We start from the raw sequence: 22,870 nt of genomic DNA, 5'->3' as shown, positions 1-22,870 counted from the left end.
ATAACGGTCTGTTTGATTATATAATTACCACAGTGCTTGCTTCAAATTAAAGGCATTTTAATTTTCTCAAGAAAGCTAAATGCTAGAGTAAAAATTCCACTTTTTTAGATATCTGATACAACAATTAATAATTAAAAATTTCCCTATTATATACTCAAGGCCTGCATGACTTCCTGCTTATAACTATCACCTATTGGAAGCTCTGTGGATCCAATTTCAATATCGTGTTTGGTAAAGGCTGTGATGACATCTTTATTTACAATAAAGGAGCGGTGTATGCGAAGAAAGCGATGATCTAATTTCTTATAAAAGCTGCTAATACTAGCTTTTGTCTGAACATTGTCAGTTCTAAGATGTATGCTAATATAGTCCTTAAGGCTTTCTATATACAAAATCTCTGATAGCTGAATCTTTATGTTTTTGCGCTTGGCTTGCACAAAAAGATAGTCCTCCTGCTTAATTTCATCAGTCTTCGTTAACTCAGAAGCTTGTACCGAAGATGGCTGACTTTCTAAAAACTTTTGAATAGCCTGAAAAAAGCGTTCAAAAACAATAGGCTTTAATAAGTAATCAACTGCATTTAGTTCAAATCCTTCCAAAGCATAATCGCGATATGCTGTAGTAAAAATTACTTTAGGTACTTTATGAAGACTTTTCAGAAAATCTGTCCCTTTTAAAACAGGCATCTCTATGTCTAAAAAAAGCAAGTCTACTTCCTTATTGGCGAGCACCTTATTAGCTTCAAGTGCACTTTCACAAGTAGCTACCACTTTGAACTGATCTAGCTGTGACAAATGTGTAACTATAAGTTCACGTGCAAGCTCTTCATCATCTACAATCAGACACTTATATTTCATCTTAGCTCAATCTTTAATTCTACCATAAAAAGTTCGCCATGCTCTTTCACTATCAATTTATGCTTTTCGGGATAAATCAATCTCAGTTGCTTCTGCACATTGGTAAGTCCAATGGCTTGCCTTTCATCACTTTCGGCCTTATGTGAGGTAACTGTATTTGTAATACTAAATTTTATCAGCTCACTATCGGCTTCAAGCATAGCATGTATTTTTGCCTGTTTTATTTCCTGACTCACACCATGTTTAAATGCATTTTCAAAAAAAGTTATTAATAACAGAGGAGCTATTTTTACTCGCTGCTCTACCCTACTCTCAAATTGGATGCTCACTCGTTTACCATATCTCACTTTCTCAAGAGCAATATAGTTATTCAATAGATTCAATTCATCTTTTAATGGGACATATTCCTCGTTACACCTATATAAGATGTAATCTAGCATTTCCGAAAGTTTGGCTATCACCTCTGGTGCCTGATCTGACTTTTTTAGTGTCAGAGCATATAGGTTATTAAGCGTATTAAATAAGAAATGAGGGTTCAGTTGATTTTTCAAAGCATTAAGCTCAGCACTTTTCTTTTGCTCACGAAGTTCAAGTGCCTCACGTTGATGCTTATAATAGCGAACCGACATAAAAATAACCGCAGGAAAGAGAAACCAAATAGCATTTTGAGCAAAATAGTGAAAATCAGTGGCACGCCACCAAAAGTCTACCTCAGGTGGCAATCTGTAATACTCTGGAAATATCCGTTCAAACCCGTAGTAACGGATAAATGTGTATAGAATAAAAGAAAGATAAAGGCTAATCCCAACACTTATCCCGAAAAGTACTTTTCCGTAGCGATTTAAAACATAGGGAACCAAAATAAAAAGCATGCCATAGGCCAAAATCATCTGCGGTAAAAGCTTGCTAGCATAAGCTCCTATATAAGCTAGTTTTTGCTCTTGATAACCCAATGTAGGTACTACAAAAAAGCTAAAAATTAAGGACCAGAAAATGGCATGACTGCCAACGGTATTTAGCAAATATTTTGTTTTAAGCATTTCTCAATTTTATAGCAATCCATAAACATAGGGAAATTTAAACTATAGATTTTCTTTTGTAGACAGAAGGTTTATGAAAGTAGACAGAAAGCCTTTTGATGGCAATCAAGAGCATATCATGTTTAAAAAGCCTCTCCGTAGTCTTAAGAAGGCTATCAATCTTCACATGTATTTAGCTATTCTTTCTTTTAATTTCTTTGTGCTACATCAAAAAATAATCAGATGATTAAATATATTATAACCCTCTGCCTGTTGCTTTCCGGTATTAGCCTGGTCGCACAAGACAAGCTTAAAACAAAATACTACCGTCATCTTGCCTACAATCATGTTTCACCGCATGTCCCCATTAAAGGAATCTATCCTATTTCAAAAACTGAAGCTGACACAAGCTCTCATTATAAGTTCACTTTTCATAATGATCAATTAGTTGAAATTGTCAATCACCATTATAACTCTCAGCGTCAGCATCCTTTAACCACCTTTGATGCTTACAAAGTCATGATTAACTACCTTCATAATCAAGAGGTAAGAACCTTTTATGACCCTAATGGCAAACGCATCGCCAACGAACGGGGTGTTTACAAGGAAGTTTTTACATATGATAAAAAAGGATTTGTCACCAGTTTAGAGTTTTTTGATTTAGAAGATCGAACGATGGAATCTAACTGGGGCATACATAGCTATCAATGGAGCAAGCATAAAAAAATGGTGATAGAAAAACGCTATAATTTGGCAGATTCGGCCGTAAGTATCTCACCGTACTTTTCCTTTGGCACCACAGGCATAGTATATGACAAAAACGGTTTCCCACAAGCCAACTACAATCTTGATGAACAACTCAAGGTCGTTGACAATGAATCAGGAGTGGCCTCATATCAAGACACTTACGATAAAAATGACAACCATATTCGTTATACTTACCATAACCAATCAGATGAGCTTACTTTAAATCAGTGGGGATTCGCCATCGGACGAAAGACCTATGATGCCGAGGGGAATCAAATTGGAAGAGCTGTTTATGATGTGAATGACAGCTTGTTAAATGAACGCGAAGATTTCTCCAATGTGTATGCCGTGAAGGCGCCTCCTATTTCAGCAGCTGATTCAGTAGCTATCAAACGCGTAGCCATGGGATATCTCATCGCCTTGCAGCAGCTAAAGCCTGAAATTATGGAAGAAGTAATGCATGAGCAGCTAGCGAAGCGTACCATAGGATGGGATTTTAGAGAAAATGAAGAAGTCCTACGAGAAACCACTTATCAGCAAATGATTGATTTTGCTGAATCATGGAATCAATCTGGTACCAAATTCCCAACCCACCCACAACAGTCAGTAACCATCTTGGATGCCTACCAAAAAGCAGCTTCAGTAAAGCTAGTTTCTGACAACTGGTACGAGTATTTACATTTGGCAAAAATAAAAGGGCAATGGAGAATTGTAAATATGTTTTGGCTCTATAAAGATGCAAGAAGAAATGAATACTAGTTCGCTCAAAAATTATCTAAAAATTAAGCTCTTTATACTATTGTGTTGCTTTAGTGTATTAACGCCTTGTAAGGGACAAGAGACAAACAGCATAACGCTTGGTATAAAAAAGAAGGTTAAATCCGTCTATTTAAATGAAGAAAAAGAGTACTGGATAAACCTACCTGCCTCCTACGAAGACCAGGGTGCTGCTTATAAAAAATATCCTTTGCTAATACTATTAGATGGCCACCTTCACTTTCAGTCGGCAACGGGCATGGTAAACTACATGAGTGCCGGACTAAATGGTAATCTACAGATTCCAGAAATGGTAGTAGTGGGTATTAGGAGTAGCAAGAGGCAAAGAGATTTTACACCTGATAAAATTATCACTACACGACCTAATGAAACAGGTGGAGCTGGAATTTTCTTGCAATTTCTTGAAAATGAATTAATTCCGTTGATTGACCAAGAATATAGAACTGCTCCCTATCGCATTCTTTTTGGTCATTCTCTAGGCGGCTTATTTGCCACACACGCTTATCTGCAGGCTGAAAGTAAGTTCCATGCCTTTCTTGCTATTGATCCTAGCTTTGGCACATGGGATGCCGAAACAATGGATAAAAAAATAAATGCTGTTACTGAAAAAACCTTTGATCGATTTATTTATATAGCTACAGCAAATTGGGGTAAGCGAAACATCCGAAATAGAGATAGGCATATCCGCTTTTATGAAACCCTAAAAAGCAGGTCTCTAGGTCCATTTCTTGGGACATACCAATATTTTGACAATGAAAATCATGCCTCTGTACCGCCTATAGCCTTTTATGAAGGTATTAGCTGTCTATTTGAAGGCTATGACGTCAATTATAGACATGTAGAAAGTGCTGAGTCACTCAAAGCTCATTTCGCTACTCTTTCAAAGAGACTCCATTACCCCTTTAGTCCACCAGAAGCCTTGGTTAATAGAATTGGTTACCACTTGCTCCAAAACTCGAAGGATCAAACAGCTGGACTGGCCTTTTTTATACTCAATACTGAATTATATCCCACTTCAGCAAATGCCTTTGACAGCTTAGCAGAAGCATATGCTCGATTAGGTGAAAACGATTTAGCCATATCATATTATCAAAAGGCCTTAAAATTAAACCCTGAGAGCAGCCATGCCTTTGAGATGCTAAAAAAATTAAAAAGTACTAATTGATAAACTTATAAAAGAATACCAATGATCAAACTAAGCTATATGTTGAAGCTTATCCTGGCATATTTCTTCCCTTGGATAATGATCTTTCTATCACCCCGAAGCAATGAATCTTCAACGCTGAGATTAACAAAGATTACTGATCAGGTTTACAGTATTGTGGCTCCTGCCAAAGGTCTACCCAACGCAGAAAATAAAGGATGGAATTCCAATATGCATTTCATCATAACCGAAGAAGGTGTTTTGCTTTTTGATACTGGGGCTTCACAGGAGATTGGAGTTCAGATCAAAGCTTTAATTACAACAGTTACCGACTTGCCGGTAAAATGGATCATAAACTCACACAGCCATGCAGATCATTGGCTTGGTAATGCAGCCTTCTCATCAGAGGTAGATCAAATAATTACTGCTAAGCAGGCATTTGAAGAAATGAAGAAATATGGTGAATCAGATGTGGCCTTTTTTTCAAAGCTGACCAATAGCGCAACAGCTAATACGCAACTGCTGTATCCTAACAAATTGATGTCAAAAGAAAAGAAATTGAAGCTGGGAGAATTCAAAGTAGAATTCATTTTAACTGAAGGAGCCCATGCTGATTCTGATCTGATGCTATGGTTCCCAAAGAAGCGTATCATGGTCGCTGGAGACATCTTAAGCTCTGATTGGATGCCTATCGTTACCGACCAAACCGAAATACCTGTTTTACTAGCTACTTTGGAAAAGGTAATTACACTAAATCCTGCAATTATCTTAATAGGTCATGGCCAAGCTACATCCATAGTCTCTGTTAAGCGAGATTTGGCCTTCCTCAGCTATGTTTGGGAACAGTTAGAAATGCATCATAGCGAAGGCATAGATAAAGATATAAGCCTTACTATTATTAAAAGGAATTTACCAGCGCGCTATGTTGAGGCCTATCCACATTTCGATGTCGAAATTGACCATTTACTAGCCTTGCTCTATCAAAAGTCCAAAATATAAAGAGCTTCACTCACCTTAAACGAATTCATTATGTTAAAAATCTCAATACAATTCCTAAGGCTAGGTTTATATATTACCTCAATAATACCATTAAGTGCGCAAGAAAAAACTATAACTCATCAAAATTCACTACAAAGCATTTTGGACAAGTATTATGCCTTGCATACACAATTGTTTCAGGCAGGCTCTACTATCTCCGAAATCGATCAGGCATTTGCTCTATTTACAGCCGATTTCACCTATACTCACACAAGATTTGATAGCCAATATACTCGTGAAAGCCTATATAAAAGTGCTTTCTGGAATCTTGAGCAAGGCAATTATGATGGCAGAATAGTAGGTTACAAGATAGAAAACACAATACTAGGTGTAAACGCAGCCACAGTACAAAAGCGCTTTCTCGAGAAAAAGAATGATGTTGTAGTAAAAAGCGAATTACAGATGACGCTCTTTGAGTTCAAAAATGGTAAAATTCCACGCATAATAGAATACTGGTAGTAAGCAGAAATTCTAATACAATATGTAACATTTAAGTATCTAAGCAGTCTCCCTTGAAAATCATAAAATGAATATTCTTAAAATCACTCTACTGGCAATTCCCTTATTTATCTTGGGTTCTTGCAACTCTGACAAATCTAACAAAGCAGGATTAGATGTAGTATTCCAGGAAACAACAACTCAATTTTCACAAATTGAAAAGCAAACAATTGAAGAGAATATCTCTAGTGCCTATATGGAGGTAAAAGCTCTACTACCCAATGTGCCTAATGACATTCAGCTTATTGTAGAAATTGTAGATTGGAATTTAAATAATGTTGGTGGTGTCACTGGCAGAACGGAATCCAATTCACCCGCAGTTGTGGCCATTCAAATTTCTAATACTTTTGATGGGGGCTTGTCTTCAGCGGTTGAAATAGGCTTGAAATCTACTCTATACCATGAATTTCATCACCTTTCGAGAGGATGGGCTATTCAAGATAATAAGTTTGGTCCTGGCATTACCATAGCTATAGTCAATGAAGGTTTAGCTGAAGTATTTGCTGAAGAATATACTGGTGCCATTTTTGAAGAAAACCATATGCCAGAAGGCACGGATGGAGATTCTTGGATCAAAGAAATTATGGCATTACCTAAACATGCAAACTACCAAATATGGATGTTTGAGCATCCTGATGGCAGAACATCAATTGGCTATCGTAGTGGTAACTTCTTGGTTAGAAAAATTATGAATGAATCAGGCAAGAACATTTTAGAATTAAGTAAGCTATCACCTATTGAAATAATCAAATTAGCTGGCTATTAGTTGACTATAGACCTAATATATTTGATTTTCATTATCAATTGAGCAGTCACTTTGCATCAATTTAGCAGTTCATATAGGTTTCGGAAAAATAAATAATTGTAAAATCAATGTTAGGCTGTAGGCATGCTAATTACCTTCATAAGATTAAAAATCAGATACGATAAATATGAAAGACTTTTTAAATAAATTCCACTCCATAAAACATGACATTCTGGATAAATATCTTTCATATTGGACTGAATATGATGCCCCTAAAAAGACGATTATGACTGCACCGGGTGAGACCGAACGATATATGTATTTTGTAATTGAAGGCATTCAAAAATCATATTATTTGAAGGATGATCGTCAGCATATCATTGCTTTTACCTATCCTTCCTCTTTTATTGGTATACCCGAATCATTTCTTACTCAAACACCTTCAAAGTATTTTTTAGAAACGATTACTGAAAGTTCTTTTCTTCGGGTTTCCTATGAAAAACATCTACAGCTTTTAAACGAATATCGGGAAATAGAAACCCTATTTAGAAAGGCTACGGAATTTGTTTTAATTGGAATGGTGCAGCGCCATTATGAGCTCATGGCATATGATATTAAGGAACGGTTTAATTCCTTCTCCGAAAGAAGCCCGCATTTATTTGGACAGGTTTCCCATAAAGATTTGGCTTCTTATTTAAGAATCGACTCTACCAACTTCAGCAAGTTATACAATAGCATAAAGATTTAGAATGTTGGTTTATACCAAAATTAAATTGGTATAGACGACTGATCTTTATTTCAAATTCAGAAACCAATGAAACAGTTACTAACCATCTTACTATTTACAATAATGACATCAGTATCCTATTCACAGACATGGATTGACGCTACACTCTATCCATTTGAAAATAAATACCTTCGAATAGAAGCCGGCAATATGCACTATATCGATGAGGGCAAAGGAGAAATAATCCTGTTTGTTCATGGTACACCCACATGGTCCTTTTTATACAGGAATTTCATTAAAGAACTTTCAAAAGAATATCGATGTATAGCCATAGACCATTTAGGGTTTGGTTTGTCGGAAAAACCAGATTCTGTTTCTGGTACTCCTGAATGGCATGCCAACAACCTTAGTGAAGTTATTAACAAACTAGATCTGCAAGATATCACATTGGTCGTCCATGATTTTGGCGGGCCAATAGGATTGGGAGCAGGCATTGCAAATTCTGACAGAATTAAAAGAATAATATTATTTAATTCTTGGCTTTGGGCTACGGATCAACAGAAAGAAGCCAAAAAAATAGACAAGATTGTCAATTCAGGCTTAGGTAGGTTTTTGTATCTAACGATGAATTTTTCACCTAAAGTACTTCTTAAAAAAGGTTTTGCTAACAAAAAGTATCTATCGAAACAGTTGCACGCTCAGTATATCAAACCATTCCCTACCAAACGCTCTAGAGTTCCTTTATTAAATCTCGCCAAAACCTTGGTAGGTTCTTCGGGTTGGTATCAAAATCAGTGGGAACAGTTAGACCAGTTGTCAAACAAAGAATGGTTAATTCTTTGGGGTATAAAGGATGATTTTATCTCCATGAAATATTTGAAGAAATGGCAAGACCGACTTACTAATGCAGAAACCAAGGAGTTTGAGTGTGGTCATTTTGTGCAGGAAGAAAAAGCAATAGAATCAATTAAAGCAATTGCTGATTTTATGAGTAAATAATTTTTAAACCTCTTTTAAAATATGAAACAGTTGGGTATTCCTTCTAAAACGATATTTACAACCTTTTTTCTGCTTCTTGCTATTTCGAGTTGTTCAGTAAAAACTTCAGAACTGAGCGAAAATAAAGAAGCATCCAAAGCTAAAGAATCAGAGAACAAGGAGGCATTAAATCTTATCACTTACATGATGAATGAACTAATAAAACAGCCTGCTATGCCACCAGGCATTTCGTTAGCTCTTAGCAGCAATTCCAAAATAATTTATTCTAAAGGGTTTGGCTATACTAATCTGAGAACGAAGCAATCAGTTACTCCAGAAACTCAATTTAGGGCCGGTAGTTTGTCCCGACTTATTACTATTACTTCTCTAGCTAAACTGATTGAACAAGGGAAAATAAGTTTTGATGACACGCTGCATACAATTCTACCAGACTATCCTCACAAAAAGTATGCATTTACCATCAAACAATTGGCTTCAGGCTTGTCTGGAATGGATAATTATACGGAGCAGGATAAATTTATGCAATCGAACTATTACAGTGTTGATGAGGCCCTCAGTGTTTTCTCCCACGTGCCATTAGCACACAAACCCGGAGAAAAATACAAATATAGCATACATAGTTATACGCTGCTTTCAAAAGTTTTAGAGAAGGTTTCTAACCAAAGCTTTATAGATGTATTAAATCAAGACATATTCTCTCCTTTATCAATGAACTCTACTAGTATAGAAGATTTAAAAAATAGATCTGAACAAATGACTGGTTTATTCAAATTAAATGAGGAAGACATAAACAAAGGGTACTTAACGCAAATAGACACGCTTAAAGATTATAGTTACAGTTGGGCTGGAGCTGGAATTATCTCTACGCCAACAGATTTATTAAAATTAGCAAATTCATATACTAATGGTTTTATTAAAAAAGAAGAATTACATACGGTTTTTGAAATACAAAAACTAAATTCTGGAGATACGATTAGGGAAACTATTGGTTGGGACAAAAATTGGGACATGGATGATCGAAAAGTTTTTGAACAAGACGGTTCGGCTGAGGGAGCACGCAATATTGTAAGCGTTTTTCCAGACAGTAACCTATCAATTGCATTAATGACCAATGCTTTTAGACTTTGGGCTATTGAAGAAACTGCACATACACTCGCTATTCCTTTTTTAACAGATCCAGCTCCTCAACAACAGCCAAAAGGTATTTTTAAACTAGAAATAGATGAAGATGTTAGGGGAGAATGGATTAGAAGGGATGGATATATTGTGTTGGATGGAGAAAATGATAGGCTGGTGATTGATCCAGATACTCAAAATCAAGAAATATTTAAGCTCATTTATTTGAATAGAAAAAATAAATACGCTTTAATTCATCCTGACGGTATACTTTATTCTGAAATTAGTCTAAATGAGGTGTCAATTACTGGAAAAGTAATGTATTACAGAGGACCTAATCTTCATAAGACATCAACTGAACCTCCTTATCTAAAATTTACAAGTCTTAAATAATAGCAAATGAAGAATCATGTTTTTATCGTACTTTTTTTTCTGATTGTTAATTACCAAGTAAAATCACAAAGCCTTGAACAAAAAACAATCGGAACAAAACATAAATCGCTTTCTAATATCTTGAATGAAGCGAGAGAATTTGGGATTAGCATTCCTGAATCTTACACTACCCAAGCGGCATCACATAAAGGATATCCAATAATTATTATACTCGATGGCAATACACTTTTCAGGGCTATAACTCGCATGGTAAACTATATGAGTTCTGCAAATCGTTTTAGTTGAGCTTTGATATCCAACTATTGAAAGCAATCGAGAAATATTGGCAACTGAAAAAGAATAATTTGAGCTTTCGGTGTAAATATTGAGCATAAAATAACTGAGATATAAAAAATATTATTAAGCATAGAGTATTCTACAAATAACATCAAAAGGTTAAGTGACATGAAAAATCATCAAGAATTTATTAGAATGGCAATTGAATTAGCAAAAGAATCGAAGAAAGAAGGTAATTTGCCATTTGGTTGTGTTTTAGTAAATAAAAACGGGGAAGTTCTTTTAAAAGGAAAAAATACAATTAATACAGATAACGATTGTCTTGCACATGCAGAAGTCAATTTAATAAGAGATGCCTATAAGAAATTTGATTACTCATATCTAAAAAATTGTTCCATCTATACCAGTGATGAACCTTGTCCTATGTGCACTTCAGCTATTTATTGGAGTGGAATTGGAAAACTTATTTATGGACTAAGTAAGGTGAAATATTATGAAATTGTTGGCAGAGATAATCTGAATTGGGTATTTGAAATGCCAACAAGAGAATTATTAGAAAGAGGAGGTAGAAAACTTGAAGTGATAGGTCCTTTGTTGGAAGAAGAGGTTTCAATTTTGCATGCTGATTAATATCAAGATAAGTTTATTAATACCCAAACATCCCAACATTTTGATTAATAATGGATATCAATAATGAATTATACAAGCAAATTGAAAATCAAAACTTATGGAATGCCTTTATCATTCTAAACAGAAATGGCTTTCTTAAAAAAGCTCAAACAGTTGAAACAAATCTGTACTTTGTAATCTCTTGGAGTTTGAAAATTTCAATAATTGATAATGGACAGGAACATATAATCCGCTTCGGTTACAAAAACAATTTCAGTACTGCTCTTGATAGTTTTTTTAAAGAAAAACCATCTGAGTTAATATTCAAGCTATAAAAAAGACTCGATTAAAAGTTATATCAAAACAGCGCTTTTAGAATCTTATGAATCAAAACAAGAATTTAAAAGAGTTTTGGAAAATCATAATGCAACAACTTGTTATACAACAAATAGAGCGTGAAAAAGATCTTTTATTTGCTTCTCCAAAGGAACATTATAATGGAGTGTTACAAATAAGCCAACAGGTGTTTCAAGAAACACCCAATAAATACTTTGCTTCTTACCTAATAATGACTCCAGAAACACTTTCAAGCCTTAAAAAGTCTTGATTTCAATCAATTTTTTAAAAAAAACTATACTCATCTTTGCAAAAAAAGATATGTTATTAAAAACATATAACTTAAAAACCAATACAAATATTGAGGATGCTATTCATTTTAGAGAATTACTAACCCAAAAGCTAAATTGGAAATTAAACTCAAATAGCTCGAGTATTTTAGAATAGGCAGATGTTCCCTAGGCAAAGACAATTTAAACGGTAAAATAGTTATTGAAATAATAAATTAGGTACAAATGAAAGTTGTTGAAGATTCCAGAAACTTTGGCATGTCCATCTGGAATTGGGAAAAAGAACATGTGAACTTTAGTCAAATAGCTGGTTAACAAAATGATTACAATATTAAACAAATGACATCAATACTAAATAAATTTTTATTCTTTAAATACCACTTAAGCATCTTAATTATTTGCTTTCTGTGTTTTTCTTTCAATAACAAAAACGCAAGAACTGAAAAATTCTATAAAAAGAAATAAGCTCTGAAAAATGAGAGCCAACCAAAAAAAACGATTAACCATCCCCTGCAATTAATAAAATATGTGTAACCAAAATCAAGTATGCGTATTGATAAAATAAGCGAATAAAATGTTATCAATTCTGTTTTTTGACCTATGTAAGGTTAAAAAAGAAGTAAGAAGTAGGAATAAAAAAACACTGATTAAGCTTATAATATAAACCCCATTCATAAGGTTCAAATGTAAAGGAATTTGAATAATGATTTGTCATAAACCCCTCAATTCCACACTTGAGAATATGCTCCATATCATTCTCTCCTATAGAATAGACTTCTAAACAGCTATCAGCTACAAAATTCATATAGTTAGACCTATCGTGTTTTCGAAGGTAAAAATCCTTTTTTTTAAGATATACGGGTTTAAAGGCTTCTTTTATCAAGCAGATATCCTCCTGCTTAATTGGAACGAGTTCTTGAATATTTTGAAGCAGAAGTTTGTAGTAGGTTTGCATCGCTAAAAAGGATTAGTACAAACTATTTAAAACAATAAAAATTAATGAATTTTGACCATATCTTCATCCGAATTTCATTCAGATATCTTTTAATGGAATATAAGAGTTCATAGGGAGATTTTAATTCTACTCTCAGATTTTTAAATCTATTATCATTCTGTTTCTTCTATTTCTAAACTAGGTTTTTTAAGAGCATAAATAACAATTGAATCGTTTACTTTATAAATGTATCTGAGAAAGGTAGGGTGAGTACAGAATTATTCATCTAAATTTAGGGAAGTCATTTACCTGATTATGCAAATAGAGTCTGGGTATTGCTGTTTTCTTTCGATAGTCAAAGGTCAGTTTTAATCAAAAATAATTTAGAAATTTCATATCTAGGTAGAACGATAAATGTACTCGTAATAAATAAGTACAAAGTCAGAAAATAGTCTAAATATTTTGTGATACTATGGAGATTTTGAACATAAAAAACCTCTCAATTGCGAATTGAGAGGTTTTATCGACCTTTGAAGTCATGAGTAGTACACCTGGAGGGAGTCGAACCCCCAACCCTCGGAGCCGAAATCCGATACTCTATCCAGTTGAGCTACAGGTGCATATTGGGTTGAAAAAATAAAAGCAGCTGACCTGAAGATCAGCTGCTCAAATATAATTTATCTTTATATTAAGCTAAAGCTTCTTTTACTCTTTCTGCTGCATCTTTCAATACGATAGCAGAAGTTACTTTTAAGCCTGACTCTTCTATGATTTTAGCACCTTCTTCAGCGTTCGTTCCTTGTAAACGAACAATAATAGGCACATTAATATCTCCTATGTTTTTGTAGGCTTCAACAACACCCTTTGCAACTCTGTCACATCTCACAATACCACCAAAGATATTGATTAAGATAGCTTCTACTTTAGGATCTTTTAAAATGATTCTGAAACCCGCTTCTACAGTTTCTGCATTTGCGCTACCTCCTACATCCAAGAAATTAGCAGGGTCGCCTCCTGATAATTTTATGATATCCATAGTGGCCATCGCTAAACCAGCACCATTCACCATACAACCTACGTTTCCGTCAAGTTTTACGTAGTTCAAGCCAGATTCAGCTGCTTCAACTTCTGCAGGATCTTCTTCCGTCTTATCTCTCATTTCAGCTAAATCTTTATGACGATATAAAGCTGAATCATCTAAATTAACCTTAGCATCAACTGCTAAAATTTTATTATCTGATGTTTTTAATACTGGGTTAATCTCGAACATTGATGAATCCGTTGCATCATACGCTTCATAAAGTGAAAAGATAAACTTCACCATATTTTTGAAAGCTTCACCCTCTAACCCTAACTTAAAAGCAACTTTTCTTGCTTGAAATCCTTGTAAACCAACACGTGGATCAATCCACTCCTTAATGATTTTCTCTGGAGTATTCTCAGCAACATCCTCTATATCCATACCCCCTTCAGTAGAGGCCATGATAACATTGCATCCTTTGGCTCTATCTAAAAGAATACCTAAATAATATTCTTTTGGCTCACTTTCTCCTGGATAGTAAACGTCTTGTGCTACTAATATTTTATTAACAACTTTACCTTCTTCACCAGTTTGGTGAGTAACTAATGTACCCCCTAAAATAGCTTGAGACTTTGGTGCTACCTCATCTAAGCTTTTTGCCAATACAACTCCGTTTGAATCAGTTTCTTTTACTTTTCCTTTACCTCTACCTCCAGCATGAATTTGTGCTTTTATCACATACCACTCAGTACCTGTTTCTGAGTTTAATTTCTTAGCTGCAGCTGTAGCATCTTCCGGTGTATCGGCAACAATTCCTTTTTGAATGGTTACTCCGTACTTTTCAAGTATTCCTTTGGCTTGATATTCGTGTATGTTCATTCTTGGATAATTTTTCTGCGAATGTACGGCATTAAATATTATTATTCAACCTCAACAGTAATTTACAAATTACAAATTTGCAAATACTTTGAATTATTGAAGTTTATAAAGATTTTGAAGATGCATATTTTGAATTCTATCGCCAATACTTAAGATAATTCAACTTTCATATTTCAGATATACTGTTTTCATTATCTTTGAGGCATGAGCTTATTAATTGCTAAAAACATTCAAAAAAATTATGGAGATCTGAAAGTCTTAGATGGCATTGACTTTCAATTAGAAAAGGCAAAAATAAGTGCTATTGTAGGACCGAGCGGTGCCGGAAAAAGTACTTTATTACATATTTTAGGAACGTTGGATCAAGCTGATAATGGTGAATTAATATTCGACAATAAAGATATTAGTAAACTTAATGGAAGCAGGCTATCCAACTTTAGAAATAATGCAATTGGTTTTATTTTTCAATTCCATAATCTACTTCCAGAGTTTACGGCAGAAGAAAATATATTAATTCCTGCCTACATTTCTAAGAGAGATCAAAAGGAATCTCAAATAAGAGCACAAGAACTGATGAAAGTTCTAAGTATTGATAACAGGGCAGAACATAAACCCGGTCAATTAAGTGGTGGAGAGCAACAAAGAGTAGCTGTTGCTAGAGCTCTTATGAACAACCCATCCATAGTCTTTGCAGATGAGCCCAGCGGTAATTTAGATTCAAAAAATGCGGAAGAACTCCATTCCTTATTTTTAAAATTAAGGGATGAATTTGGACAAGCTTTTGTAATCGTAACTCATAATAAAGATCTAGCGGCCATATCAGATGAGAGACATGAAATGAGAGATGGGAAACTTGATAAATTGAATTAAACAAATCAATTGAGTTTTTATTATTATCTATAGATAATCAATATTAACATTTTGAGTTAAGACTTTCAGCTAAAAATCAAAAAGATTAATTTCGAATAAAAAAAAGGAAATGATTAAAACAGCTTATATTGTAGACATAGCAAGAACACCTGTCGGAAAATTTGGTGGGACCTTAAGTAGCGTAAGGCCAGATGATTTGGCAGCTCATATTATCAAAAGTTTATTAGAAAGACAGCCCAATTTAGACAAATCATTATTAGAAGATGTGATTTTTGGAGCTGCTAATCAAGCGGGAGAAGATAACCGAAATGTAGCAAGAATGGCTGGCCTTATGGCTGGATTACCCATAGAGGTGGGTGGAGTTACGGTAAACAGATTATGCGCCTCTGGCCTACAATCCATAATGGATGCCAGTAGAGCTACTATGTTAGGTGATGGCGAAGCCTTTATTGCCGGAGGTGTTGAAAGTATGACAAGAGCTCCTTTTGTTATGGCAAAAGCTGAAACTGCTTATTCTAGAAAACCAGAAATATATGACACTACAATTGGTTGGAGATTTATAAATCCAAAATTAGCAGATATGCATTATCCATTTGCGATGGGCGAAACTGCTGAAAATGTTGCTGAACAATGGAAGATCAGTAGAGAGAGTCAGGATGAATTTGCTCATAATTCACAAGTAAAATACGATGCAGCTCATAAAGCAGGTAAATTTAGTAACGAAATAGTGCCCGTTAATGTACCTCAAAGAAAAGCTGACGATATTATTTTTGATAAAGATGAACATCCTAGATTATCATCTATTGAAAAATTAAGCACTTTAAAACCTGCCTTCAAAAAAGATGGGACAGTAACTGCAGGGAATGCAAGTGGGGTTAATGATGGTTCTGCCGCATCTTTAATTGTAAATGAAGAAACCCTTAAAAAATTCAATTTAAAACCAATGGCTAGAGTGGTTAGCATGGCGATTGCTGGTGTAGGACCTGAAACTATGGGAATAGGTCCAGTTCCTGCTACAAAAAAAGCTTTGAAGAGAGCTGGATTATCTGTAAATGATTTAGATTTAATTGAATTAAATGAAGCTTTCGCCTCTCAATCGATAGCCTGCATTCAGGATTTAGATTTAAACCCTGACATTATAAATGTAAACGGTGGTTCAATTGCGATTGGTCACCCTTTAGGAGCTAGTGGCACTAGAATTTCAGCTACTTTATTACATGAAATGCAAAAAAGAGAAAATGTGAAATATGGTTTAGCTACCATGTGTGTTGGAGTTGGGCAAGGTGCCGCAATCATTTACGAAAAACTATAATTTGAATGAATTTAGAAAGTGCTAAAAGGTATTCATCATTTATATATTGGATTCCTGCCGTTATTATCATAATGGGTAGGATTCCAATTTCTGAACTTGCCTTCATTGGTTTACCTATCCCCTACTTTGCAGTATTTTACTATCTGTATACCAGAACTGAAAAATCAGAAAGAAATAGAGTGGAATTCGCCAGGTTAATCCTAGTTACCATATCTCATTTTGTATTATATTACATGATGTTTTATAGATAGTTTTTATCATTTATTATCTTTAAGAATTATTAGCGTCTTTTAATTACAATAGTATGAAGCAGTATCACGATTTAATGCAGCACATTTTAGATAATGGCACTGAAAAAGGAGATAGAACAGGAACTGGAACCCTTAGTGTTTTCGGTTATCAGATGAGATTTGATTTATCAGAAGGCTTTCCTGTTGTTACTACAAAAAAGTTGCATTTAAGGTCGATCATTCATGAGTTACTATGGTTTTTAAAAGGTGAAACTAACATCAAGTACCTAAAAGAGAATGGCGTTTCAATATGGGATGAATGGGCAGATGAAAATGGTGAATTAGGTCCAGTTTATGGTTCTCAATGGAGAAACTGGCCAACACCTGATGGAAAACATATTGACCAGATCAGTCAAATAATTGATCAAATTAAAAACAACCCTGATTCTAGAAGAATTATGGTAAGTGCTTGGAATGTTGCAGATGTTCCTAATATGGCACTCCCTCCTTGTCATGCATTTTTCCAATTTTATGTAGCGGATGGAAAATTAAGTTGTCAATTGTATCAAAGATCAGCTGACGTATTTTTAGGTGTCCCATTCAATATCGCATCTTATGCACTATTAACTATGATGGTTGCACAAGTTTGTGATCTTGAGCCAGGTGAATTTGTTCATACATTAGGAGATGCTCATTTATATTCTAACCATTTAGACCAAACTCATCTTCAACTATCAAGAGAGCCCTACCCACTACCAAAAATGAAAATTAACCCTGAAGTCAAGAATATCTTCGACTTCAAATTTGAAGATTTCGAGTTGGTAGATTATCAATATCACCCACATATTAAAGCAGCTGTTGCAGTTTAAATTATCATAGTGTTGAAGAGATTTTTAGCAATCTTATTATTTATAATAATAAGTCTTTCAGCTCATGCCCAGAAATACGACTGGTATTTGAATGGGCAAATTATTAAAGGGTTTATTTTAAAACATAATCAATATGTTTCTCATTTGGCAGTTTCGAATCCAAGTGGAATTGAATTGAGTTTTCAACAAAGATTAAATGGCAGAAGAGAATGGGAAAGCCTTTACAATAAGCCAATTGTAAACTATGGTCTATCTTATTACAACCTAAGAAATCCAAAATTAGGTCATTTGATAGTTGGGGCTGCTAATATGGATCTCCCAATAAGTAGAAAAGAAAACACGGCTTTATATTTTCGCATTGGGACTGGTTTAGTCTATTCTACTAACCCTTATGATAGGGAAACTAATAACCAGAATAATATGATCTCAACCCCTATCACTATTTTGTTACAAACAAGGTTGACTTATGAGATTAATATAAATGATAAAATTAATCTGACTCCAAACTTAAATGTTACACACGCTAGTAATGGCGCTCAAAGAGCACCTAATAGAGGTATTAATATAGTGACAGCTAATTTAGGGATGTCGTATAAAATTATCAGCAGAGTTGAAGAAAAAAATGAAGATATAAAACTGGTTGAAGAAATCCCCTATCAAATATATTTTGCCTTTAGTGGTGGTTACAATACAAAAACTCTACAGGTTAGGGAACCTAGACCATTTTTTAACGCTATCCTATTTGGTCAGAAATATATAAATAAAAAAAGTGATATTGGAATTGGTTTAGATTACTCTCATAATCTTTCCTTAAAAAGTCAAATTCAGCAGAATTGGTTTAGATTAAATAATGATGAAGAAATAAAAGATTTTAGGAGAGTCGCACTTTTAATTGGGCATGAATTAAAGTTTGGGAAATTAGGATTCATCACTCAATTGGGGGTTTATATTTATGATCCTAGTGCTATAAACATGCCTGTATATCAAAGATATGGATTAAGGTATCAGTTCCATGATCATTTAATGGCTATAGCATCTTTAAAAACGCATGCTGCAACTGCAGAACAATCTGAATTTGGAATAGGATGGAGATTTTAAAAAGAATTAAATATTGCTTCTTTCTTCTCATTATAAGCATATCATTTTTGGGTTGCAATTCAACTAATGCCCCTGATTGTTTTCAATCAGCAGGAAAAGAAACTACCATAAACATAACAGATTTAGAATCTTTTAATCAGTTAGTCTTGTATAACGATATTGAACTAGAAATAGTAGATGCAGAAAATGAATATTTTGAATTGACTTATGGTGAAAATTTAATTCCTGAAATTCAATATGAATTTGAAAATGACTCTATTAGCTTCTTCAATTATAATTCATGTGGATGGACCAGAGATTTCAAAAAGCCTAAGCTAAAATGGTTTACCAATAAAGAAAGCTTAAATATATTATCGTTAAGTAATGGAAATATTTTTGCAAATGACACCCTTTTTAAATCTATTTCAATACGTACTGAAGATGCAGTTAACGATATAAATTTGAAAGTCAATAATACCAATACAGTATTATCAAGTAATTCTTCTGCTAACTATATGATATCAGGGAATAGTTCGAATTTACGAATTAATGCCTATTTCAATGATGGAAAATATAATTGTGAAAAGCTAGTAGTGGATAATGCTAAAATTCTACATAGAGGTTATAATGATATAATAGTAAATGCAAAAAACTCTATAACTGGTTCTATTGAAAATGCTGGAAGAATATTGTATGTAGGAAATCCTAGTCTTAATGTAGAAGTTAGCAATGGGGGTGAATTAATCCAAATAGAATAAAGCCAATATGAAGATCACGAAACCAACCCTATTATTAGATAAAGGCAAATGCCGAAAAAACATTGAAAATATGGTGGATCGTGCCAAAGAATTCAATTGTAAATTAAGGCCGCATTTTAAAACGCATCAATCGCATGAAATTGGCGAGTGGTTTAAAGAATGTGGCATTGATTCCTGTGCTGTTTCTTCATTAGAAATGGCGAAATATTTCCATAAATCAGGCTGGAAAGATATCACTGTAGCTTTTCCACTCAACCTATTAGAAATTGACACGGTGAATTATCTGGCAAAAGAAATCACCTTAAATATCTGTGTTGAGTCAGTTGAAACAGTTCAATGGCTAAACAAAGAAATAAGACATCCACTTAAAATATTTATAAAAATTGATGCGGGTTATCATAGGACAGGCGTTCAGGCTCAAAAATTTGAAGAAATCCAATCCATTATTAATGAAATTGAAAAGAATGAATTGGTGAATTTTGTTGGTTTCATTCAACATGCAGGGCATTCCTATCAAGCAAAGGGAAAAGAAGAAATAAATAAAATACATCAAGAAACCTCACAGTTGATGATCGATTTAAAAGATCATTTCAAAAAACAATATCCTGAACTGATTATTTCGAACGGAGACACTCCTAGCTGTAGTATATGCAGTGACTTTGACCATATTGATGAAATGCGTCCTGGGAATTTTGTCTTTTATGATGTCATGCAGGCTGAAATCGGATCATGTAGTTATAATGATATTGCTGTAGCGTTAGCTTGTCCTGTTGTAGCCAAACATAAAGATCGAAACGAGATAATCCTTTACGGTGGAGCTATTCATTTATCTAAAGATAGAATTGAACAAAATGGCAGAACCATTTACGGTTTAATTTCCAAAAAAGAAGATGAAAGATGGGGCTCCCCTATTAAGAATTGCTACATGAAAAAACTGTCGCAAGAACACGGAACGATGCATGTTGATGATGAAAAGTTTGATGAATTCAATATTGGTGATATTGTATACGTTTTACCCATTCACTCCTGTCTAACCGCAAACCTTATGAGTCAATATACTACTTTAGAAGGAGAAATTATTAATATGTTTCAGTATCGACAAGCTTAAAAGTATTGAGCCTTATCAAAGACTCAATACTATTTTTAATCTAGTTATTATTCATATAATCTAAAGTAAGGTTAACAAAAGCTTTCACTCCCGTTATCAAACCACTTTCGTCAATATAAAAATCTGGAGTATGATGACCACCTAAAGCTTGTCCTTCTGCTTGCTCATTTGGCTGCCCCCCAATAAAGAAATACAAACCGGGAATTTCATTTTGAAAGTAAGAGAAATCTTCAGCTCCTGTAATTGCTTTCATAATATGAAGTTTTTCTGCACCTACTGTTTTTTCTAATGATGCAGCCATTTTTCGAGTTAGTTCAGGATCATTATAGGTTAAAGGTGCATTTTCAATGATTTCTACTTCAACGGTAGCCCCTTCAATCTCAGCAATTTTTTGTGCTGTAATTCTAATTTTTTCATGGATCATTTTTTTCATATCCGCATCCAGTGTGCGAATGGTTCCTTCCAAATAAGCTTCTTCAGGAATAATATTGTAACGAACACCCCCCTGCATAATTCCAACCGTGATAACTGCTGCTTCATTGGTCAATTCAGAATTTCTAGAGATAATATATTGCAATCCATTGATAATTCTAGCAGAAACCGCGATCGGATCTATACTGGCCCATGGTGTTGACCCATGCGCTTGTTTTCCTTTTACTTTAATGGTAAATCTATCTGATGCAGCCATTATTCCTTCAGACTTGTACTTGATATGTCCAACTGGAGTACCCGCATTTATATGCAGACCAAAAATGGCCTCAACATCAGGGTTTTTCAAAACACCCTCTTCCACCATCATTTTTGCACCTCCTCTTTCGCCAGCAGGCACACCCTCTTCCGCTGGTTGGAAAATGAATTTTATTGTTCCTGGAATCTCGTCTTTAATTTCACTAAAAACTTCAGCAACCCCCATCATAATGGCAATATGTGTATCATGTCCGCAGGCATGCATAACTCCAGTTTCTTTTCCATTATATTCTGTTACTACTTCAGACTTAAATGGTAAATCATTTCTCTCTGTAACTGGCAAGGCATCAATATCAGCTCTTAATCCCACAACAGGTCCTGACTTCCCACCTTTTAATAAACCCACAACACCAGTATGAGCTATGCCTGTTTCTACTTCAAGGCCCAAATCTTCAAGGTGCTTGGCTATTTTTTTAGCCGTTTCATATTCACGATTTGACAATTCTGGATTCTGATGAAAATATCTTCTCCACTCAATTACTTTTTCTTCTATCTCCTCAGCTTTTTCGAGGGCGATTTGATTTATATCTTGGGCAAAGCCAATAATTGGAATAAGAATGAACACCAATAATATTGTAAAATTCTTTTTCATAGTTTTATAATTAGTAATTAGAATTAATGAATTACAATATAAAAATAAAAAGGATAGCGTTTTTGAATTCAACACTATCCTTTTAAATAATCTTAGCCTATAAGATGATTTTACCCTCTTTTAAAAGCTAATTTAGTTTCACTTGAATCATTTGGATCATAAGAATAACCATCTAAATCAAAGCCTTTCAAATCTTCAATAGATTCGATTTTATTTTTCACAATGAATCTTGCCATTAAGCCTCTGGCCTTTTTAGCAAAAAAGGATATAATTTTATACTTGCCATTTTTAAAGTCTTTGAACTCAACATCCACAATTTTAAAATCCTTTTTTAATTCTTTTTTATTTACAGATTTGAAGTATTCATTTGAAGCGAGATTAATCAAGATATTATCACCTTGAGATTTAATATCCTCCTTTAACAAATCTGTTATTTTGTCATCCCAAAACTCATAAAGATTATTACCCTTATCGGTTTCTAGTTTAGTACCCATTTCCAATCTGTAGGGTTGAATTAAATCTAATGGTCTTAACAGGCCATATAAACCAGACAAAATGCGAATATGTTGCTGAGCATAGTCATGCTCTTCTTGTGTGAATTCCTCAGCCTCTAAGCCTTGGTAAACATCACCTTGGAAAGCTAAAATTGCTTGCTTAGCATGCTTAGGAGTCTTCTTTTTAAAGTTATCATAACGCTCAACATTTAACTGAGCTAATTTATCACTTATGCTCATTAATTCACCAACCTCTTCTTCCGATTTATCTTTAAGAACTTCTATTAATTGATGGGTCTCTTTATCAAATCTAGTTTGGGTACTTCTAATCTCAAATTGTTTCTCAAAATCCAGACTTTTAGCTGGAGATAATATTGCAATCATAGCTTTTACTTATTTTATACTTCT

25 protein-coding genes and 1 tRNA gene are annotated in these 22,870 nt (G+C 34.2%); 19 read left to right on the top strand and 7 right to left on the bottom strand.

The annotated features are described in order from the left end of the window. Positions 1-146: 146 nt before the first annotated feature. On the bottom strand, positions 147-857 hold the full coding sequence (locus tag QYS47_RS08615; protein ID WP_322348396.1) for a LytR/AlgR family response regulator transcription factor: 711 nt from the start codon (positions 855-857) through the stop codon (positions 147-149). Then, positions 854-1,897, bottom strand: coding sequence for a sensor histidine kinase (locus QYS47_RS08610; RefSeq protein ID WP_322348395.1), 1,044 nt, complete (start codon positions 1,895-1,897; stop codon positions 854-856). Before QYS47_RS08610 ends, QYS47_RS08615 begins: the two co-directional genes overlap by 4 nt. Before the next feature lie 222 nt (positions 1,898-2,119). Here QYS47_RS08610 and QYS47_RS08605 point away from each other — a divergent pair, with 222 nt between their 5' ends. The 12 genes from QYS47_RS08605 to QYS47_RS08550 all read left to right on the top strand — a co-directional run bounded on the left by QYS47_RS08605 (position 2,120) and on the right by QYS47_RS08550 (position 11,552). After that, on the top strand, positions 2,120-3,382 hold the full coding sequence (locus QYS47_RS08605) for a nuclear transport factor 2 family protein (RefSeq protein ID WP_322348394.1): 1,263 nt from the start codon (positions 2,120-2,122) through the stop codon (positions 3,380-3,382). Continuing rightward, positions 3,372-4,565, top strand: coding sequence for an alpha/beta hydrolase-fold protein (locus tag QYS47_RS08600; protein WP_322348393.1), 1,194 nt, complete (start codon positions 3,372-3,374; stop codon positions 4,563-4,565). Before QYS47_RS08605 ends, QYS47_RS08600 begins: the two co-directional genes overlap by 11 nt. Positions 4,566-4,604: 39 nt before the next feature. Beyond that, positions 4,605-5,543 carry an MBL fold metallo-hydrolase gene (locus tag QYS47_RS08595; protein ID WP_322348392.1) on the top strand — a complete coding sequence of 313 codons (939 nt, stop codon included), beginning with the start codon at positions 4,605-4,607 and terminating at the stop codon, positions 5,541-5,543. 30 nt (positions 5,544-5,573) lie between these two features. Beyond that, on the top strand, positions 5,574-6,041 hold the full coding sequence (locus QYS47_RS08590) for a nuclear transport factor 2 family protein (RefSeq protein ID WP_322348391.1): 468 nt from the start codon (positions 5,574-5,576) through the stop codon (positions 6,039-6,041). A gap of 67 nt (positions 6,042-6,108) precedes the next feature. Next, on the top strand, positions 6,109-6,846 hold the full coding sequence (locus QYS47_RS08585) for a DUF2268 domain-containing putative Zn-dependent protease (protein WP_322348390.1): 738 nt from the start codon (positions 6,109-6,111) through the stop codon (positions 6,844-6,846). Positions 6,847-7,012: 166 nt separating this feature from the next. Then, a complete protein-coding gene (locus QYS47_RS08580; RefSeq protein WP_322348389.1) occupies positions 7,013-7,573 on the top strand; it encodes a Crp/Fnr family transcriptional regulator in 561 nt (186 codons plus the stop codon). A 66-nt stretch (positions 7,574-7,639) separates the two neighbouring features. Continuing rightward, entirely contained in the window at positions 7,640-8,551 is a 912-nt protein-coding gene (locus QYS47_RS08575) for an alpha/beta fold hydrolase (protein WP_322348388.1), read from the top strand. Between the two features lie 21 nt (positions 8,552-8,572). Further along, positions 8,573-10,060: a serine hydrolase domain-containing protein gene (locus QYS47_RS08570; RefSeq protein ID WP_322348387.1), complete on the top strand. Its 1,488-nt coding sequence runs from the start codon at positions 8,573-8,575 to the stop codon at positions 10,058-10,060. 6 nt (positions 10,061-10,066) lie between these two features. Continuing rightward, positions 10,067-10,345 carry a hypothetical protein gene (locus QYS47_RS08565; RefSeq protein WP_322348386.1) on the top strand — a complete coding sequence of 93 codons (279 nt, stop codon included), beginning with the start codon at positions 10,067-10,069 and terminating at the stop codon, positions 10,343-10,345. 159 nt (positions 10,346-10,504) lie between these two features. Then, the gene (locus QYS47_RS08560) at positions 10,505-10,966 is read left to right on the top strand and encodes a nucleoside deaminase (protein WP_322348385.1); all 462 of its coding nucleotides are present in this window, start codon (positions 10,505-10,507) and stop codon (positions 10,964-10,966) included. Between the two features lie 50 nt (positions 10,967-11,016). Then, positions 11,017-11,280, top strand: a complete 264-nt coding sequence (locus QYS47_RS08555) for a hypothetical protein (protein WP_322348384.1) — start codon at positions 11,017-11,019, stop codon at positions 11,278-11,280. A gap of 47 nt (positions 11,281-11,327) precedes the next feature. After that, positions 11,328-11,552: a cyclic nucleotide-binding domain-containing protein gene (locus QYS47_RS08550; protein ID WP_302126045.1), complete on the top strand. Its 225-nt coding sequence runs from the start codon at positions 11,328-11,330 to the stop codon at positions 11,550-11,552. 617 nt (positions 11,553-12,169) lie between these two features. Here QYS47_RS08550 and QYS47_RS08545 read toward each other — a convergent pair. The 3 genes from QYS47_RS08545 to sucC form a co-directional block, all read right to left on the bottom strand. After that, a complete protein-coding gene (locus QYS47_RS08545; protein WP_302126047.1) occupies positions 12,170-12,526 on the bottom strand; it encodes a cyclic nucleotide-binding domain-containing protein in 357 nt (118 codons plus the stop codon). A gap of 525 nt (positions 12,527-13,051) precedes the next feature. Continuing rightward, positions 13,052-13,125: transfer RNA gene (locus tag QYS47_RS08540), tRNA-Arg, on the bottom strand. 68 nt (positions 13,126-13,193) lie between these two features. Next, positions 13,194-14,405 (bottom strand): ADP-forming succinate--CoA ligase subunit beta, encoded by a 1,212-nt coding sequence (gene sucC / locus QYS47_RS08535; RefSeq protein ID WP_308356952.1) that lies wholly within the window; start codon positions 14,403-14,405, stop codon positions 13,194-13,196. A gap of 204 nt (positions 14,406-14,609) precedes the next feature. Between sucC and QYS47_RS08530 the strand changes: the two genes are divergently transcribed. The 7 genes from QYS47_RS08530 (at position 14,610) to QYS47_RS08500 (ending at position 20,629) form a co-directional block, all read left to right on the top strand. Continuing rightward, positions 14,610-15,275, top strand: coding sequence for an ABC transporter ATP-binding protein (locus QYS47_RS08530; RefSeq protein ID WP_322348383.1), 666 nt, complete (start codon positions 14,610-14,612; stop codon positions 15,273-15,275). Positions 15,276-15,387: 112 nt separating this feature from the next. Then, entirely contained in the window at positions 15,388-16,587 is a 1,200-nt protein-coding gene (locus tag QYS47_RS08525) for an acetyl-CoA C-acyltransferase (protein WP_322348400.1), read from the top strand. 5 nt (positions 16,588-16,592) lie between these two features. Beyond that, the gene (locus QYS47_RS08520; RefSeq protein WP_308356954.1) at positions 16,593-16,838 is read left to right on the top strand and encodes a hypothetical protein; all 246 of its coding nucleotides are present in this window, start codon (positions 16,593-16,595) and stop codon (positions 16,836-16,838) included. A 53-nt stretch (positions 16,839-16,891) separates the two neighbouring features. After that, a complete protein-coding gene (locus QYS47_RS08515; protein ID WP_308356955.1) occupies positions 16,892-17,686 on the top strand; it encodes a thymidylate synthase in 795 nt (264 codons plus the stop codon). A gap of 12 nt (positions 17,687-17,698) precedes the next feature. Continuing rightward, positions 17,699-18,784: an acyloxyacyl hydrolase gene (locus QYS47_RS08510; protein ID WP_322348382.1), complete on the top strand. Its 1,086-nt coding sequence runs from the start codon at positions 17,699-17,701 to the stop codon at positions 18,782-18,784. After that, the gene (locus QYS47_RS08505; protein ID WP_322348381.1) at positions 18,772-19,521 is read left to right on the top strand and encodes a GIN domain-containing protein; all 750 of its coding nucleotides are present in this window, start codon (positions 18,772-18,774) and stop codon (positions 19,519-19,521) included. The genes QYS47_RS08510 and QYS47_RS08505 overlap by 13 nt, the downstream gene beginning before the upstream one ends. 7 nt (positions 19,522-19,528) lie before the next feature. Next, a complete protein-coding gene (locus QYS47_RS08500; protein WP_322348380.1) occupies positions 19,529-20,629 on the top strand; it encodes an alanine racemase in 1,101 nt (366 codons plus the stop codon). 40 nt (positions 20,630-20,669) lie between these two features. Here the strand turns inward: QYS47_RS08500 and QYS47_RS08495 are convergent, their stop codons facing one another. Next, on the bottom strand, positions 20,670-21,968 hold the full coding sequence (locus QYS47_RS08495; protein WP_322348379.1) for an amidohydrolase: 1,299 nt from the start codon (positions 21,966-21,968) through the stop codon (positions 20,670-20,672). A gap of 110 nt (positions 21,969-22,078) precedes the next feature. Then, positions 22,079-22,846: a peroxide stress protein YaaA gene (gene yaaA, locus QYS47_RS08490; protein WP_322348378.1), complete on the bottom strand. Its 768-nt coding sequence runs from the start codon at positions 22,844-22,846 to the stop codon at positions 22,079-22,081. Between the last annotated feature and the right edge of the window lie 24 nt (positions 22,847-22,870).

Origin of the sequence: Marivirga arenosa, from assembly GCF_030503875.2 — a bacterium.
In the GTDB taxonomy this organism is placed as follows: domain Bacteria; phylum Bacteroidota; class Bacteroidia; order Cytophagales; family Cyclobacteriaceae; genus Marivirga; species Marivirga arenosa.
The sequence above is the reverse complement of the archived record's forward strand: the minus strand, read 5'-3'. Positions and strand labels throughout refer to the sequence as shown.

Excerpts from the sequence above, each read along its gene's own strand:
- QYS47_RS08580 (WP_322348389.1), top strand. The coding sequence starts at position 7,013 with ATGAAAGACTTTTTAAATAAATTCCACTCCATAAAACATGACATTCTG.
- QYS47_RS08545 (WP_302126047.1), bottom strand. The coding sequence starts at position 12,526 with ATGCAAACCTACTACAAACTTCTGCTTCAAAATATTCAAGAACTCGTT.
- QYS47_RS08500 (WP_322348380.1), top strand. The coding sequence starts at position 19,529 with ATGAAGATCACGAAACCAACCCTATTATTAGATAAAGGCAAATGCCGA.
- yaaA (WP_322348378.1), bottom strand. The coding sequence starts at position 22,846 with ATGATTGCAATATTATCTCCAGCTAAAAGTCTGGATTTTGAGAAACAA.
- QYS47_RS08520 (WP_308356954.1), top strand. The coding sequence starts at position 16,593 with ATGAATTTAGAAAGTGCTAAAAGGTATTCATCATTTATATATTGGATT.
- QYS47_RS08560 (WP_322348385.1), top strand. The coding sequence starts at position 10,505 with ATGAAAAATCATCAAGAATTTATTAGAATGGCAATTGAATTAGCAAAA.
- QYS47_RS08515 (WP_308356955.1), top strand. The coding sequence starts at position 16,892 with ATGAAGCAGTATCACGATTTAATGCAGCACATTTTAGATAATGGCACT.
- QYS47_RS08605 (WP_322348394.1), top strand. The coding sequence starts at position 2,120 with ATGATTAAATATATTATAACCCTCTGCCTGTTGCTTTCCGGTATTAGC.
- QYS47_RS08505 (WP_322348381.1), top strand. The coding sequence starts at position 18,772 with ATGGAGATTTTAAAAAGAATTAAATATTGCTTCTTTCTTCTCATTATA.
- QYS47_RS08595 (WP_322348392.1), top strand. The coding sequence starts at position 4,605 with ATGTTGAAGCTTATCCTGGCATATTTCTTCCCTTGGATAATGATCTTT.
- QYS47_RS08585 (WP_322348390.1), top strand. The coding sequence starts at position 6,109 with ATGAATATTCTTAAAATCACTCTACTGGCAATTCCCTTATTTATCTTG.
- QYS47_RS08570 (WP_322348387.1), top strand. The coding sequence starts at position 8,573 with ATGAAACAGTTGGGTATTCCTTCTAAAACGATATTTACAACCTTTTTT.
- QYS47_RS08600 (WP_322348393.1), top strand. The coding sequence starts at position 3,372 with ATGAATACTAGTTCGCTCAAAAATTATCTAAAAATTAAGCTCTTTATA.
- QYS47_RS08530 (WP_322348383.1), top strand. The coding sequence starts at position 14,610 with ATGAGCTTATTAATTGCTAAAAACATTCAAAAAAATTATGGAGATCTG.
- QYS47_RS08575 (WP_322348388.1), top strand. The coding sequence starts at position 7,640 with ATGAAACAGTTACTAACCATCTTACTATTTACAATAATGACATCAGTA.
- QYS47_RS08555 (WP_322348384.1), top strand. The coding sequence starts at position 11,017 with ATGGATATCAATAATGAATTATACAAGCAAATTGAAAATCAAAACTTA.
- QYS47_RS08590 (WP_322348391.1), top strand. The coding sequence starts at position 5,574 with ATGTTAAAAATCTCAATACAATTCCTAAGGCTAGGTTTATATATTACC.
- QYS47_RS08495 (WP_322348379.1), bottom strand. The coding sequence starts at position 21,968 with ATGAAAAAGAATTTTACAATATTATTGGTGTTCATTCTTATTCCAATT.
- QYS47_RS08565 (WP_322348386.1), top strand. The coding sequence starts at position 10,067 with ATGAAGAATCATGTTTTTATCGTACTTTTTTTTCTGATTGTTAATTAC.
- QYS47_RS08550 (WP_302126045.1), top strand. The coding sequence starts at position 11,328 with ATGAATCAAAACAAGAATTTAAAAGAGTTTTGGAAAATCATAATGCAA.
- sucC (WP_308356952.1), bottom strand. The coding sequence starts at position 14,405 with ATGAACATACACGAATATCAAGCCAAAGGAATACTTGAAAAGTACGGA.
- QYS47_RS08610 (WP_322348395.1), bottom strand. The coding sequence starts at position 1,897 with ATGCTTAAAACAAAATATTTGCTAAATACCGTTGGCAGTCATGCCATT.
- QYS47_RS08615 (WP_322348396.1), bottom strand. The coding sequence starts at position 857 with ATGAAATATAAGTGTCTGATTGTAGATGATGAAGAGCTTGCACGTGAA.